Below are 13,923 nucleotides of genomic sequence, written 5' to 3'. Positions count from 1 at the left end.
TGTCGCTGCGAGATCATAAAAAGATTACTCAGCATGATCTCTTTGTTGAAACATTAAAACTCTTTTCTCAGCCAGCTATTGATGCGTTTAAACCAATTGCCCACCGAGGCGCGTTTTTCTACTTCTGTCTCACCGCTCAGGTGAGACTCTTTTCCATAGTGCAGCAGACCTACCGCCGTCGAGTAGTAAGGCTCCTGCGCATAATCCGTCAGACCCGTGATGTTCAAGGGTTGGCCGATGCGTACCTGAGTGTGGAACACCCGTTGCGCACAGGCTGCCAGGCCATCAATCTGGGCGGCGCCACCGGTCAGCACGATACCTGCCGCCAGATGATGCTTCACCCCTTGCTGACGCAGTTGCTCCTGCAATTGCAAAATTTCATCGTTAACCAGATTCAACAGTTCGGTGTAGCGTGGCTCAATGACTTCAGCCAGCGTCTGTCTTTGCAGACTGCGCGGAGGACGTCCCCCGACGCTAGGCACCTCTACATTCTCATCCTTGCTAACAATCGACCCAAGCGCACAACCGTGTCGAACTTTAATCGCTTCCGCATCGGTCGGCGGCGTGCCGAAGGCGTAGGCGATATCGCTGGTGACCACGTTCCCGGCATAAGGGATCACTTTGGTGTGGCGCAGCGCACCGCCGGTATACACCGCCATATCCATGGTGCCGCCGCCGATATCCACCACGCAAACGCCGAGTTCGCGTTCATCTTCGGTCAGCACCGCGTAGCTCGCGGCCAGACCGGCGAAAATAAGTTGGTCAACTTTCAGGCCGCAACGTTCCACGGCCTTGACGATGTTCTTCGCCATATCGTTATGGCAGGTAATCAGATGCACCTTGGCCTGCATGCGCACGCCGGACAGCCCAACCGGGTTTTTGATGCCTTCCTGATAATCGATGGCGTATTCCTGAGGGATCACGTGCAGGATACGGTGTTCGTCGCGCACGCGCACCGATTTGGCGGTGTGCACCACATTCTCCACGTCATCCTGCGTCACTTCCTCTTCCGAGATCGGCACCATGCCGATTTCGTTCTGGCAGCTGATGTGTTTGCCCGACAGCGCCAGGTACACCGAAGAGATCTGGCAGTCCGCCATCAGCTCGGCCTGATCGATGGCGCGCTGTACGCACTTCACCACCGATTCCAGGTCGTTTACGCCACCCTTATCCATACCGCGAGACGGGCAGCTGCCCACCCCGATAATGTTGACCATGCCATCGGGCAGAACTTCCCCTACCAACGCGGAGACTTTTGCAGTACCGATCTCCAGTCCAACTACCAGTTTTCTGTCCGTCGACTTGATCATTGTTGTTTTGCCTGTGCCTGATTCTGTTGCTGATTACTGTTTTGCTGACCGCCAAGCGCCTGCGGATCGACCAACACCGGAGCCCACCCTACCGAAGCGCCGGACTCGTAGCGCAGATCGACATAGCTGACACGCTTGCTCTCCGCCTGGCCCTGCTGCTGCAATACCGGGTAAAGCTCGATAAACCGCTGCAAACGCCCGTTGCGGTCATCGCGCCCCAGCTCAAGCCGGACATCGTTGTCCAGCGCCAGCTGCCAGGAATGGCGCGCGGTCATCGCCGCCATTTTCAGCGTATATTTGCTGGCCGCCAACGTGGCGCTCATCGCCCGATAGCCTTCCAGCACATCCTGCTCGCTCCCTTCCGGCCCGTAGAGCAGCGGCAACTTCTGCTTGCCCGCCCGCTCCGCCGGTACGCTGAACGCTTTGCCCTCAGCGTCCACCATGTGCAAATCGTTCCAGCGCGCCACCGGGACGTACTCCACCAGATGGATCTTCAGCTCATCCGGCCATTGTTTGCGCACGCTGGCCTGCTTGATCCACGGCAGACGTTCGATCTGCTGCTGGATGACGTCCACATCCTGCGTCATAAAGGTGCCGGGTGCGCCCAGCGCCAGGATCGCCTGACGAATATCATCGTTGGTGGTGTAATGGCGTTCGCCGGTCACCACCAGCCTTGAGAGCGGCAGGCGGCTGGCGTCTTTCATCCAGCCAAGCACCGCCCAACCGCTCCACACGACCGTTCCCAACACCATCAGCAGGAAAATCATTCCCGCCAACTGGGTTCCATTGCTGCGGCGCGGGCCGTTATCCACCTCGCGATCGCGCGCATTCAGGGCAGCTTGCGACATATCAGTCGGCCAACTCCAAAATTCTCGCCACCAACTGCGAGAAGCTTAATCCAAACTGGCGCGCCGCCATCGGCACCAGGCTATGACTGGTCATGCCCGGAGAGGTGTTCACCTCAAGCAGATAGAAGCGGCCATCGCTGTCTTGCATCACGTCGACGCGGCCCCAGCCGCTGCAGTCCAGACCGCGGTAGGCGCGCAGCGCCAACGCCGCCATCTCGGCTTCCTGCTCGGCACTCAAACCGCTCGGGCAGAAGTACTGCGTGTCGTCCGAAATGTACTTGGCCTGGTAGTCGTAAAACACGCCGACCGGCTGGATGCGGATTGACGGCAGAACCTGGTCGCCCAGCATCGCCACGGTGTATTCCGGGCCGCTCAACCACTTCTCCACCAGCACATCGTCGTCATGGCGGAAGGCTTCTTCCAGCGCCGCTGCCAACGCCGCGCTTTCGGTGACCTTGCTCATACCGACGCTGGAGCCTTCACGGCTCGGCTTGACGATCAGCGGCAAACCGAGAGCCGCCACGCGCGCCAGCAGCGCCGCTTTTTCGGCGCCGAGGTACAGCTGGCGATTCAGCGCCACGTAAGGCGCTACCGGCAAGCCCATCGACTGCCACACCATCTTGGTGCGCCATTTGTCCATGGTCAGCGCCGAGGCCATCACGCCGCTGCCGGTATAAGGCAGTTCGAGGAACTCCAGCAGCCCTTGCAGGGTGCCGTCCTCGCCGCCGCGCCCGTGCAGAGCGATAAATACTTTGGTGAATCCCTGCTCTTTCAACTGGGTCACCGGGAAATCGCGGGTGTCGACGCCGTGCGCATCGATACCGGCTTCGCGCAACCCGGCCAGCACCGCGGCGCCGGATTGCAGAGAAACTTCGCGTTCGGCGGAGGTGCCGCCCAGCAGAACTGCAACTTTATCAGCCATGGTGCTCCTCCTCTTTCTTCGGCGGCTGCAGCTTCAGCTCGGCCAGTTTACGGGCGATTTTGCCCACGTTGCCGGCGCCTTGCACCAGCACCAGGTCTTCATCCTGCAGCAGCTGCGCCAGGGTTTCCGGCACGCTATCGGCATCGGAAACCAGGATCGGATCCAGCTTGCCGCGGCTGCGGATGGTGCGGCACAGCGAACGGCTGTCCGCGCCCGGGATCGGCGCTTCGCCGGCGGCGTACACGTCAAGCATCAGCAGCACATCCACCTGCGACAGCACGTTGGCGAAATCGTCGTACAGATCGCGGGTGCGCGTATAACGGTGCGGCTGGAAGATCATCACCAAACGCTTGTCCGGCCAGCCGGCGCGCGCCGCTTTCAGCGTGGCGTCCACCTCGGTCGGATGGTGGCCGTAATCGTCCACCAGCATCGCGCTGCCCGCTTTGCCGTTGACTGGTTCCAGCGGGAACTCGCCGAGGAAATCGAAGCGGCGCCCGGTGCCCTGGAAGCCCGCCAGCGCGCGCAGGATATCTTCGTCGTCGATGCCTTCTTCGGTCGCTACCGCCACCGCCGCCGCTGCGTTCAACGCATTGTGGCGGCCCGGCGCGTTCAGCGTCACCGTCAGCAACGGTTTGTCCTGACGGCTCAGGGTAAAGTGCCCCTGCGGCCCAATCTGCCGGTAGTCTTCGATGCGCACATCGGCATCCTCACTGAAGCCGTAGGTGGTGATATGGCGCCCCACGCGCGGCAACAGCTCACGCACCACCGGATCGTCAATGCACATCACCGCACGGCCGTAGAACGGCAGGTTGTGCAAGAAATTGATAAACGTCTGCTTCAGGTTCTCGAAGTCGCCCTGGTACGTGTCCATGTGGTCGGCTTCAATGTTGGTGACCACGGCCACCATCGGCTGCAGATGCAGGAACGACGCATCGCTCTCATCCGCTTCCGCGATCAGATAACGGCTGGACCCCAGTCGTGCGTGGGTACCCGCCGCCTTCACCAGCCCGCCGTTGACGAAGGTCGGGTCCAGGCGGGCTTCGGCATAAATGCTCGAGACCATCGCCGTGGTGGTGGTTTTGCCGTGCGTGCCGGCAATAGCGATGCCGTGACGAAAACGCATCAGCTCCGCCAGCATTTCAGCGCGGCGGATCACCGGGATGCGCGCTTCACGAGCGGCGACGATCTCCGGGTTGTCGGCGGAGATGGCGGTAGAGACCACCACCACGCTCGCATCCAGCACGTTTTCCGGACGGTGATTGAAATAAATCGTCGCTCCGAGCGCGCTCAGCTGTTGGGTCACCGGATTCGGCGCCAGGTCGGAGCCGCTGATCTGATACCCTTCGTTTGCCAACACTTCGGCGATACCACCCATGCCGGCGCCACCGATGCCGACAAAGTGAATGTGCCGGACGCGACGCATCTCGGGCACGATAGTACGTAGTTTCGCCAGTTGTTGTGTATTCATCACTCTCTCTAATCCGGATCCGGTACCCCGGCCCTACATCACATTGCTTTTATTCAGGTTCGGCGCACCGAACCCCTGCACTCGTTACTTGGCGAGCCGCACCAGCTCCGCCGCCACGCGCTCGGTGGCGTCCGGAATGGCGACCGCGCGCGCTTTCTCGGCCATGGCCAGCAGCGTCTTGCGATCCCAGCTCGCCAGCAGTTCGGCCACCACATCGGCGTTGAACTGCGGCTGTTCGATAATCTTCGCCGCGCCGGCTTCTTCCAGCGGACGCGCATTCCAGTACTGCTGACGATCCTTATGCATGAACGGCACGAAGATCGCCGGCAGCCCCGCCGCCGCGATTTCGCTGACGGTCAACGCGCCGGAGCGGCAGACCACCACGTCGGCCCAGGCATAGGCGGCGGCCATGTCGTCGATGAACTCGGTCACCTTGTGCTGCGTCTGCCCTACCCTTTCGTAATCGCGCAGCACCGTTTCCAGCGCGCCCTTGCCAACCTGATGCCAGAGCGTAATTCTATCGCCCAAACGCGCCGCGACTTCAGGAACTGTCTGATTCAGCACGCGCGCGCCCTGACTTCCGCCAATCACCAGCACGCGGATCGGGCCTTCGCGCCCCTGCAACCGCTCCGCCGGCAACGGTAGCGCCAACACGTCGGTACGTACCGGGTTGCCCACCACCTCGGCGTTCGGGAACGCGCCGGGGAAGGCCTGCATCACTTTGGCGGCGATGCGCGCCAGCCAGCGGTTGGTCAAACCGGCGATGCCGTTCTGCTCGTGCAGCACCACCGGGATGCCACACTGCCAGGCCGCCAGGCCGCCGGGGCCGGAAACGTAGCCCCCCATCCCCAGCACCACATCCGGCTGATAGCTGCGCATGATGGCTTTCGCCTGGCGCACCGCCTGCCAGATCCGCAGCGGCGCCGTCAACTGGGCCTTCAGGCCTTTGCCGCGCAGGCCGGAGATGCGGATAAAATCAATCTCGATCCCGTGCTTCGGCACCAGATCGGCTTCCATTCGGTCTGCGGTTCCGAGCCAGCGCACCTGCCAGCCCTGCGCCATCAGATGATGCGCGACCGCCAGCCCCGGGAACACGTGCCCGCCGGTACCGCCTGCCATCACCATTAAACGCTTAGGTTTCCCGCTCATCCCTTACCTCTTCACAAACGCCTGAGCCTTGGTCAGGCGCGTTTCATAATCAATTCGCAGCAACAGCACGATCGCCGTCGACATAATCAGCAAGCTCGAGCCGCCGTAACTGATCAGCGGCAGCGTCAGACCTTTGGTCGGCAGCATGCCTGCGGCGGCGCCGACGTTAACCAGCGCCTGGAAGCTGAACCACACGCCGATCGCGCAGGCCAGGAAGCCGGAGAAGCGTTGGTCGATCTCCAGCGCGCGGCGCCCGATGGACATCGCGCGAAAAGCGACGAAGAATACCATTAACAGGGCTAAAACCACACCGATATAGCCCAGTTCTTCACCCAAAATGGAGAAGATGAAGTCGGTGTGCGCTTCCGGCAAATACTCCAGTTTCTGCACCGAGTTGCCGAGCCCCTGCCCCCAGAACTCGCCGCGGCCGAATGCCATCAGCGACTGGGTCAACTGGTAGCCGCTGCCGAACGGGTCGGCCCACGGGTTCCAGAACGAGGTCACGCGGCGCATACGGTAGGGTTCCGCGATAATCAGCAGCACCACGGCGAACACGCCGGAGCCGATGATCGCCAGGAACTGCCACATTTTCGCGCCGGCCAGGAACAGCATCGCCAGCGTGGTGATGAACAGCACCACCACGGTGCCGAGGTCCGGCTGCGCCAGCAGCAGCACCGCCAGCACCACCATCACGCCCATCGGCTTGCAGAAGCCCCAGAAGTTGCTGCGCACCTCTTCCACCTTGCGCACCAGATAGCTCGCCAGGTAGCAGAACAGCGACAGCTTGGACAGCTCCGCCGGCTGAATACGCAGCGGGCCGAGCGCGATCCAGCGCGAGGCCCCGTTCACCGAGCTCCCCACCACCAGCACGATCAGCAGCATCACGATCGACATCAGCAGCATCACGTTGCTGTAGCGCTGCCAAACTTCCATCGGGATGCGCAGCGTCACCAGCGACAGGCCGAACGCCAGGCCGAGGTACAGCGCATCGCGTTTGGCGAACAGGAACGGATCGTCCGCCAGGCGTTGGCCGATCGGCATCGACGCCGAGGTCACCATCACGAAGCCGATGATCGCCAACCCGAAGGTCAGCCACAGCAGGGTGCGATCGTACAGCACCATGTTGACCGCGTCGTTGTCGCGCGCGCCGGTCACCCAGTCTTTCAGCCGTTCTGTCAGCCCGAAGTTCGGCAAGCGTAGTTTCATCCGCCAAGCTCCTGCGCCAGGCGGGCGAACTCATCGCCGCGCACTTCAAAATTACGGAACTGATCGAGACTGGCGCAGGCCGGCGACAACAGCACCATATCGCCGGGCTGTACGCGGCCGGCGATGGTGCGCATCGCCTGCTCCATGGTCTCGGTCAGCGTCGCCACTTCCGGCCGCAGCTGCGCCAGCTGGGCGCCGTCGCGGCCAAAGCAATACAGCCGCACGTTGTCGCCCTGCAGATAGCGCGCCAGCGGCGAGAAATCGGCGGACTTGCCGTCGCCGCCCAGCAGCAGATGCAGCGTGCCGTCCACCTGCAGGCCGTTCAGCGCCGCTTCGGTGCTGCCGACGTTGGTGGCTTTGGAATCGTTGATCCAACGCACGCCGTTGTTCTCCCAGGCCAGCTGGAAGCGGTGCGCCAGGCCGGTGAAGGTGGTCAACGCCTTCAGGCTGGAGGCACGCGGGATATTGACCGCATCCGCCAACGCCAGCGCCGCCAGGGCGTTGGTGTAGTTGTGGCGGCCGGTCAGCTTCATCTCGCGCGTATTCAGCACCTTCTCACCGCGCACCCGCAGCCAGGTTTCGCCCTGCTGACGGTTCAGGTGATAGTCACCCACGTCCGCCCCGAAGCTGACGCAGCGTTCGTCGGCGCCGCGCACCGGCATGGTCAGCGCATCGTCCGCGTTCACCACACACACCGCGGCGTTTTCATACACGCGCAGCTTGGCGCCGCGATACTGCTGCAGGCCGAACGGATAGCGATCCATATGATCTTCGGTCACGTTCAGGATGGTCGCCGCCGCCGCCCGCAGGCTATGCGTCGTTTCCAGCTGGAAGCTGGACAGCTCCAGCACGTAAAGCTGACATTCCTGGCGCAACAGGCTCAGCGCCGGCAGGCCGATATTGCCGCCCACGCCCACCGCCCAACCGGCGGCTTTCGCCATCTCACCCACCAGGGTGGTGACGGTGCTCTTGCCGTTGGAGCCGGTAATCGCCACGATCGGCGCCTGCGCCTCGCGGCAGAACAGTTCGACGTCGCCGACGATTTCCACGCCGGCTTCCGCCGCGGCGCTCAATGCCGGGGTCGCCAGCGCGACGCCCGGGCTGGCGACGATCAGATCCGCCGCCAGCAGCCAGTCCTTGTTCAGATCGCCCAGATGGCGCTCCACGCTTTCAGGCAGTTTGTCCAACCCTGGCGGCGCGATACGGGTATCCATCACGCGCGGCGTCACGCCGCGCGCCATGAAGAAATCGACACAGGACAGGCCGGTGAGGCCCAACCCGATGATGACGACTTTTCTACCCTGATAGTCTGCCATGATTAACGCACCTTCAGCGTTGCCAGGCCAATCAGCACCAGCATCAGCGAAATGATCCAGAAGCGCACGATCACGCGCGGCTCCGGCCAGCCTTTCAATTCATAGTGGTGGTGAATCGGCGCCATGCGGAAAATGCGTTGTCCGCGCAGCTTGAACGATCCCACCTGCAGGATCACCGACAGCGTCTCTACTACGAACACGCCGCCCATGATCACCAACAAGAACTCCTGGCGCAGCAGCACCGCGATGGTGCCCAGCGCGCCGCCCAGCGCCAGCGAACCGACGTCGCCCATAAACACCTGAGCCGGGTAGGTATTGAACCACAGGAACCCGAGGCCGGCGCCGACGATGGCGGTGCAGACGATCACTAACTCACCGGCATGACGCAGATACGGAATATGCAGGTAGTTGGCGAAGTTCATGTTACCGGTCGCCCAGGCCACCAGCGCGAAACCGGCCGCCACGAATACCGTCGGCATAATCGCCAGGCCGTCCAGGCCGTCGGTCAGATTGACCGCGTTGCTGGTGCCGACGATGACGAAATAGGCCAGCAGGATGTACAGCAGACCCAGCTGCGGCATCACGTCCTTAAAGAACGGCACAACCAGCTCGGTGGCTGGCGTGTCTTTTCCTACGGCGTACATGGCGAATGCGACAATCAGCGCAATCACCGACTGCCAGAAATACTTCCAGCGGGCGATCAGTCCTTTGGTGTCCTTACGCACCACCTTGCGGTAGTCGTCGACGAAACCGACGATGCCGTAACCCACCAGCACAAACAGCACGCACCAGACATACGGGTTGGACGGGTAAGCCCACATCAGCACCGAAATGGTGATGGAGGTCAGGATCATGATGCCGCCCATGGTCGGCGTGCCGCGCTTGCTGAAGTGCGACTCGGGGCCGTCGTTGCGCACCACCTGACCGAAGGACATTTCTTGCAGGCGCTTGATCACCCGCGGGCCCATCCACAGCGACAGGAACAGCGCGGTCAGCAGGCTGACAATGGCTCGGAACGTCAGATAAGAAAAGACGTTGAAGCCTGAGTAATACTTGACCAAATGCTCGGCCAGCCAAACTAACATGGTGCTTTCTCCTGTAACGCGCGTACTACCTGCTCCATTGCGGCACTACGTGAACCTTTGATTAACACGGTGATGACCGCATGTTCCGACAGTAATTCCGCCACGCGCGCGATCACTGCTGTCTTGTCCTGATAATGTTCGCCGTTGCCGGAGGCTTCGCTCAGCACGCGGCTCAACCCGCCGACGCTGATCACTTTGTCGACCCCGGCCAGACGGGCGGCTTCGCCCACCTGACGGTGGCACTCTTCCGCTTCTGCGCCCAGCTCGGCCATATCGCCGACCACCATCACGCGGTAGCCCGGCATCTCCGCCAGCACCTGCGCCGCCGCGGTCATCGACCCGACGTTGGCGTTGTAGCTGTCGTCCAGCAGCAGCTTGCTTTCGGCCAGCGCCACCGGGAACAAACGTCCCGGCACCGCCTGCAATTGTTTTAACCCCTGACGCACCGCTTCCAGGGTGGCGCCTACCGACATCGCCAGCGCCGTGGCCGCCAGCGCGTTGGCCACGTTGTGGCGCCCCGGCAGCGGCAGTGCGATCTCGGCGCTGCCGAACGGGCTGTGCAGCGTAAACTGCGTGCCTGCGCCGTTCACCCGCACGTCGTCCGCGAAGAAGTCCACGCCTTCGGCGGCCTGTGGCGAGAAGCGCCAGACGGTTTTGCCGCCCAGCATGCTCTGCCAGTGCGGCCAGTCGTTGTTATCGGCGTTGATGATCGCCACGCCGTCGGCCGGCAGGCCGGTAAAGATTTCACCTTTCGCCTGGGCGACGCCGGCCAGCGAGCCGAAGCCTTCCAGGTGCGCGGCCGCCAGGTTGTTCACCAAAGCGGTCTGCGGACGCGTCAATGCGGTGGTGTAAGCAATTTCGCCAATGTGGTTAGCGCCCAGCTCTATCACGGCAAAATCATGCTGCGGCTCCAGACGCAACAGCGTCAGCGGCACGCCGATGTCGTTATTGAAGTTGCCGGCGGTATACAGCACTTCGCCGCATTCACGCAGAATGGCGGCGGTCATTTCTTTCACCGATGTCTTGCCCGAGGAACCGGTCAGCGCTACCACGCGCGCCGGCACCTGTTGACGCACCCAGGCGCCAAGCTGGCCCAGCGCCAGACGGGTGTCTTGCACCACCAGCTGCGGCGCGTCCACTGATAAGCGCTTACTGACCAGCAGTGCCCCGGCGCCTGCGGCTACGGCATCCGCCGCGAAGTCGTGCGCGTCGAAACGCTCGCCTTTCAGCGCCACAAACAGGCAACCGGCGGTCACCTTGCGGGTGTCTGTCGTCACCTCGACAATTTGGCAATCGGCGCCCACCAGTTCAGCGCTCAATACCTCAGCCAGTGTCTGAAGAGAGACAGGGATCATGCCAGCACCCCCAGCAGTCGGGCGACCGTCGTGCGGTCGGAGTAATCCAGGCGGCGGTTGCCCACCAGCTGATAATCTTCGTGGCCTTTGCCCGCCACCAGCACCACATCCTGCTCCTGCGCCTGCATGATGGCGCTGGTCACCGCTTCGGCGCGGCCGTGGATCACCAGCGCCTGCCCGGCGTCCAGCAATCCGGTCAGGATGTCGTTGATAATCGCGCGCGGCTCTTCGGTGCGCGGGTTGTCATCGGTGATCACCACGCGATCGGCGAACTGCTCGGCGATGCCGCCCATCAGCGGACGCTTGCCCTTGTCGCGATCGCCGCCGCAGCCGAACACACACCACAGTTGCCCCTGGCAGTGCAGACGCGCGGCTTCCAGCGCTTTCTCCAGCGCATCCGGCGTATGGGCGTAATCCACCACTACCGTCGGTTTGCCCGGCGCGTTAAACACTTCCATGCGGCCGCAGACCGGCTGCAGACGGCTGCCGGTTTCCACCAGCGCCTCCAGCGGGTAGCCCAACGACAGCAGCGTCGCCAATGCCAACAGCAGATTGCTGACGTTGAACGCGCCCATCAGGCGGCTTTCGATCTCGCCGTCGCCCCAGCTGGAGCTGAAACGAACAGTCGCGCCGTTGTCGTGATAGTCGACCGCCGTGGTTTTCAGCCAGCGGCCGTGGCAGCCCGGCTGCAGGTTGTCCTGCATCGTCACCGCTACCGCATCCGGCAATTTGCCGAGCCAGCGCTGACCGACTTCATCGTCGGCGTTGATGATCGCCTGCCCCACGTTGTGGGCGGCGAACAGCGACCATTTGGCCGCTTCGTAATTGGCCATATCACCGTGGTAATCCAGGTGATCGCGACTCAGGTTGGTGAAGACCGCCGCAGCGAACGGCAGCGCCGCTACCCGGTGTTGCACCAAACCGTGGGAAGAAACTTCCATGGCGGCGAAGGTCGCGCCCTGTTCCGCCAACTCGTTTAATACGTGTTGAACATCCACCGCAGAACCGGTGGTATTCTCGGTCGGACACACCTGGCCCAGCAGGCCGTTGCCGACGGTGCCCATCACCGCGCTGGTTTCGCCCAGCAGTTGGCTCCACTGCGCCAGCAGCTGCGTGGTGGTGGTTTTGCCGTTGGTGCCGGTCACGCCGACCAGGCGCAAGCGCTCGCCCGGCTGATGGTAAAAACGCCCGGCCAGCGCGGAAAGGCGCTGGTTCAGTTGGCTCAGGTAGATCACCGGCACGCCGTGCATCTCAACGATGGCGCCGTCTTCGGCCTGACCGTCAGCCTCGGCGATCACAGCGGCGACGCCCTGCGCGATGGCCTGCGGAATATAGCGGCGCCCATCCGTTTGATGGCCGACCACGGCGACAAACAGATCCCCGGCAGCCGCCACACGGCTGTCTAATGTCATTTCCCGCAGCGCGCGCCCGGGTGCCGTCGGCACCCACGGGGCGAGTAAGTCGCGCAAATTACGATCTGCCACCTGAACCCTCTTTCTTGTTAATCACTAATTCGCTTTTGTCACCGGTGGGCAACGCGTCAGGCTCGACGTTCATGGTGCGCAATACGCCGCCCATGATGGCGCCGAACACCGGCGCGGAGATTGCGCCACCATAGTATTTCCCACCCTGCGGGTCGTTGATGACGACCACCAGGGCAAAACGGGGGTTACTTGCCGGCGCGACGCCGGCGGTATAAGCGATGTATCGGTTGACGTATTTGCCGTCCGGGCCCACTTTTTTCGCAGTACCGGTTTTGATGGCGATACGGTATCCCTTGATGGCGGCTTTTACGCCGCCGCCGCCCGGCAAGGCCACGCTTTCCATCATGTGCACCACGGTGCGCACCAGAGGTTCAGGGAAAACGCGCTCGCCGGCGACCGGAGGGTCAACCTTGGTGATCGACAATGGGCGATACACGCCCAGGCTGCCGATCGTTGCATAGACTCGCGCCAACTGTAACGGAGTTACCATCAGCCCGTAGCCGAAAGAGAAGGTGGCCCTCTCTATGTCAGACCACCGTTGTTTTTTTGGGTATATGCCACTGCTTTCTCCGACCAGCCCCAAATTGGTCGCTTTTCCCAGCCCAAAACGAGAGTAAGTATCTACTAACGCTGAGGACGGCATCGCTAACGCCAGCTTTGAAACACCGACGTTACTCGACTTCTGCAAGATCCCGGTCAATGACAGCTCCGAGTACCGCGCCACGTCTTTGATCTCGTGGCCCTGAATGCGATACGGGATGGTGTTCAGCACGCTGTTTTCTCTCACCACGCCGTTTTGCAGCGCGGTCATCACCACCATTGGCTTCACGGTTGAACCGGGTTCAAAAATATCGGTGATGGCGCGGTTACGCATGGTTTCTTTCGGCGTACCGGCCATGTTGTTCGGGTTGTAAGACGGGCTGTTGGCCATCGCCAGCACTTCGCCGGTGTTCACATCGATCAGCACCGCAGTGCCCGATTCGGCCTTGTTGAACGCCACCGCATTGTTCAGCTCGCGATACACCAGCGCCTGCAGGCGCTCATCGACGCTCAGCACCAGGTTGTGCGCCGCCTGGCTGTCGACGGAGGAGATGTCTTCGATCACCCGGCCGAAACGATCCTTACGCACCGTTCTCTCGCCCGGTTGCCCGGTCAGCCAGCGGTCGAAGCTCTTCTCGACGCCTTCGATGCCTTGCCCGTCGATGTTGGTCACGCCGATGATGTGCGACGTCACCTGCCCTGCCGGATAGTAACGGCGCGACTCCTGCCGCAGGTAGATCCCCGGCAGCTTGAGTTTGTGGATGTAGTCGCCGATCGCCGGGTTAACCTGGCGCGCCAGATAAACGAAGCGCCCTTTCGGGTTGGCGTTGATGCGGTTGGAGAGTTGGTCCAGCGGGATGTTCAGCGCATCGGAAAGCGCTTTCCAACGGCTGTCCAGCGTGATGCCGCCGCGCTCGTTCAGCTCTTTCGGATCGGCCCACACCGCATTCACCGGCACGCTGACCGCCAACGGACGGCCGGCGCGATCGCTGATCATGCCGCGCGCGGTCGGCACTTCCTGCACGCGCAGCGAACGCATGTCGCCTTCTTTCACCAGACGATCGGGGTTGATGACCTGCAGGTACGCGACGCGCAACATCAGGCCAACCATCGCCAGCAAAATGCAGCCGCACAGCAACGCAAAACGCCAGCTGACAAAGCTGGCCTGATCTTCCTGGCGTCTCAACTTACCGGGGCGCGCTGCTTTCATGCGTTTCCTTTCTACTCCGTGTCATTATTC

Annotated in this window: 11 protein-coding genes; all 11 read right to left on the bottom strand. The window is 62.2% G+C overall.

The genetic code is table 11. From position 1 onward, the window contains the following. Window positions 1-53: 53 nt before the first annotated feature. Entirely contained in the window at window positions 54-1,310 is a 1,257-nt protein-coding gene (gene ftsA / locus MMS95_RS17900; protein WP_004932758.1) for a cell division protein FtsA, read from the bottom strand. Further along, entirely contained in the window at window positions 1,307-2,158 is an 852-nt protein-coding gene (gene ftsQ, locus MMS95_RS17895; RefSeq protein ID WP_004932761.1) for a cell division protein FtsQ, read from the bottom strand. Before ftsQ ends, ftsA begins: the two co-directional genes overlap by 4 nt. 1 nt (window position 2,159) lies before the next feature. Continuing rightward, complete coding sequence (locus tag MMS95_RS17890; RefSeq protein ID WP_242142028.1) at window positions 2,160-3,080, bottom strand: D-alanine--D-alanine ligase; 921 nt, start codon at window positions 3,078-3,080, stop codon at window positions 2,160-2,162. Then, window positions 3,073-4,548 carry a UDP-N-acetylmuramate--L-alanine ligase gene (gene murC / locus MMS95_RS17885; RefSeq protein WP_028127852.1) on the bottom strand — a complete coding sequence of 492 codons (1,476 nt, stop codon included), beginning with the start codon at window positions 4,546-4,548 and terminating at the stop codon, window positions 3,073-3,075. Before murC ends, MMS95_RS17890 begins: the two co-directional genes overlap by 8 nt. An 84-nt stretch (window positions 4,549-4,632) precedes the next feature. Beyond that, on the bottom strand, window positions 4,633-5,697 hold the full coding sequence (gene murG / locus MMS95_RS17880; RefSeq protein WP_004932773.1) for an undecaprenyldiphospho-muramoylpentapeptide beta-N-acetylglucosaminyltransferase: 1,065 nt from the start codon (window positions 5,695-5,697) through the stop codon (window positions 4,633-4,635). A 3-nt stretch (window positions 5,698-5,700) separates the two neighbouring features. Continuing rightward, window positions 5,701-6,903 carry a cell division protein FtsW gene (ftsW, locus tag MMS95_RS17875; protein WP_015376649.1) on the bottom strand — a complete coding sequence of 401 codons (1,203 nt, stop codon included), beginning with the start codon at window positions 6,901-6,903 and terminating at the stop codon, window positions 5,701-5,703. Further along, window positions 6,900-8,219 carry a UDP-N-acetylmuramoyl-L-alanine--D-glutamate ligase gene (gene murD, locus MMS95_RS17870; RefSeq protein WP_242142025.1) on the bottom strand — a complete coding sequence of 440 codons (1,320 nt, stop codon included), beginning with the start codon at window positions 8,217-8,219 and terminating at the stop codon, window positions 6,900-6,902. The genes ftsW and murD overlap by 4 nt, the downstream gene beginning before the upstream one ends. Before the next feature lie 2 nt (window positions 8,220-8,221). After that, window positions 8,222-9,304: a phospho-N-acetylmuramoyl-pentapeptide-transferase gene (gene mraY, locus MMS95_RS17865; RefSeq protein WP_004932782.1), complete on the bottom strand. Its 1,083-nt coding sequence runs from the start codon at window positions 9,302-9,304 to the stop codon at window positions 8,222-8,224. Then, window positions 9,298-10,659, bottom strand: coding sequence for a UDP-N-acetylmuramoyl-tripeptide--D-alanyl-D-alanine ligase (murF, locus tag MMS95_RS17860; RefSeq protein ID WP_049277355.1), 1,362 nt, complete (start codon window positions 10,657-10,659; stop codon window positions 9,298-9,300). The genes mraY and murF overlap by 7 nt, the downstream gene beginning before the upstream one ends. Beyond that, on the bottom strand, window positions 10,656-12,143 hold the full coding sequence (murE, locus tag MMS95_RS17855; RefSeq protein WP_015376646.1) for a UDP-N-acetylmuramoyl-L-alanyl-D-glutamate--2,6-diaminopimelate ligase: 1,488 nt from the start codon (window positions 12,141-12,143) through the stop codon (window positions 10,656-10,658). The genes murF and murE overlap by 4 nt, the downstream gene beginning before the upstream one ends. After that, window positions 12,130-13,893 carry a peptidoglycan glycosyltransferase FtsI gene (locus tag MMS95_RS17850; RefSeq protein ID WP_004932790.1) on the bottom strand — a complete coding sequence of 588 codons (1,764 nt, stop codon included), beginning with the start codon at window positions 13,891-13,893 and terminating at the stop codon, window positions 12,130-12,132. The genes murE and MMS95_RS17850 overlap by 14 nt, the downstream gene beginning before the upstream one ends. Between the last annotated feature and the right edge of the window lie 30 nt (window positions 13,894-13,923).

Origin of the sequence: Serratia sp. PGPR-27, assembly GCF_022678525.1 — a bacterium.
Lineage (GTDB): Bacteria > Pseudomonadota > Gammaproteobacteria > Enterobacterales > Enterobacteriaceae > Serratia > Serratia nematodiphila.
This window is presented reverse-complemented; position numbering and strand designations above follow the sequence as displayed.

Coding starts and splice junctions, on each gene's coding strand:
- murG (WP_004932773.1), bottom strand. CDS start 5,697: ATGAGCGGGAAACCTAAGCGTTTAATGGTGATGGCAGGCGGTACCGGC.
- murD (WP_242142025.1), bottom strand. CDS start 8,219: ATGGCAGACTATCAGGGTAGAAAAGTCGTCATCATCGGGTTGGGCCTC.
- ftsQ (WP_004932761.1), bottom strand. CDS start 2,158: ATGTCGCAAGCTGCCCTGAATGCGCGCGATCGCGAGGTGGATAACGGC.
- MMS95_RS17890 (WP_242142028.1), bottom strand. CDS start 3,080: ATGGCTGATAAAGTTGCAGTTCTGCTGGGCGGCACCTCCGCCGAACGC.
- ftsA (WP_004932758.1), bottom strand. CDS start 1,310: ATGATCAAGTCGACGGACAGAAAACTGGTAGTTGGACTGGAGATCGGT.
- murF (WP_049277355.1), bottom strand. CDS start 10,659: ATGATCCCTGTCTCTCTTCAGACACTGGCTGAGGTATTGAGCGCTGAA.
- mraY (WP_004932782.1), bottom strand. CDS start 9,304: ATGTTAGTTTGGCTGGCCGAGCATTTGGTCAAGTATTACTCAGGCTTC.
- ftsW (WP_015376649.1), bottom strand. CDS start 6,903: ATGAAACTACGCTTGCCGAACTTCGGGCTGACAGAACGGCTGAAAGAC.
- MMS95_RS17850 (WP_004932790.1), bottom strand. CDS start 13,893: ATGAAAGCAGCGCGCCCCGGTAAGTTGAGACGCCAGGAAGATCAGGCC.
- murC (WP_028127852.1), bottom strand. CDS start 4,548: ATGAATACACAACAACTGGCGAAACTACGTACTATCGTGCCCGAGATG.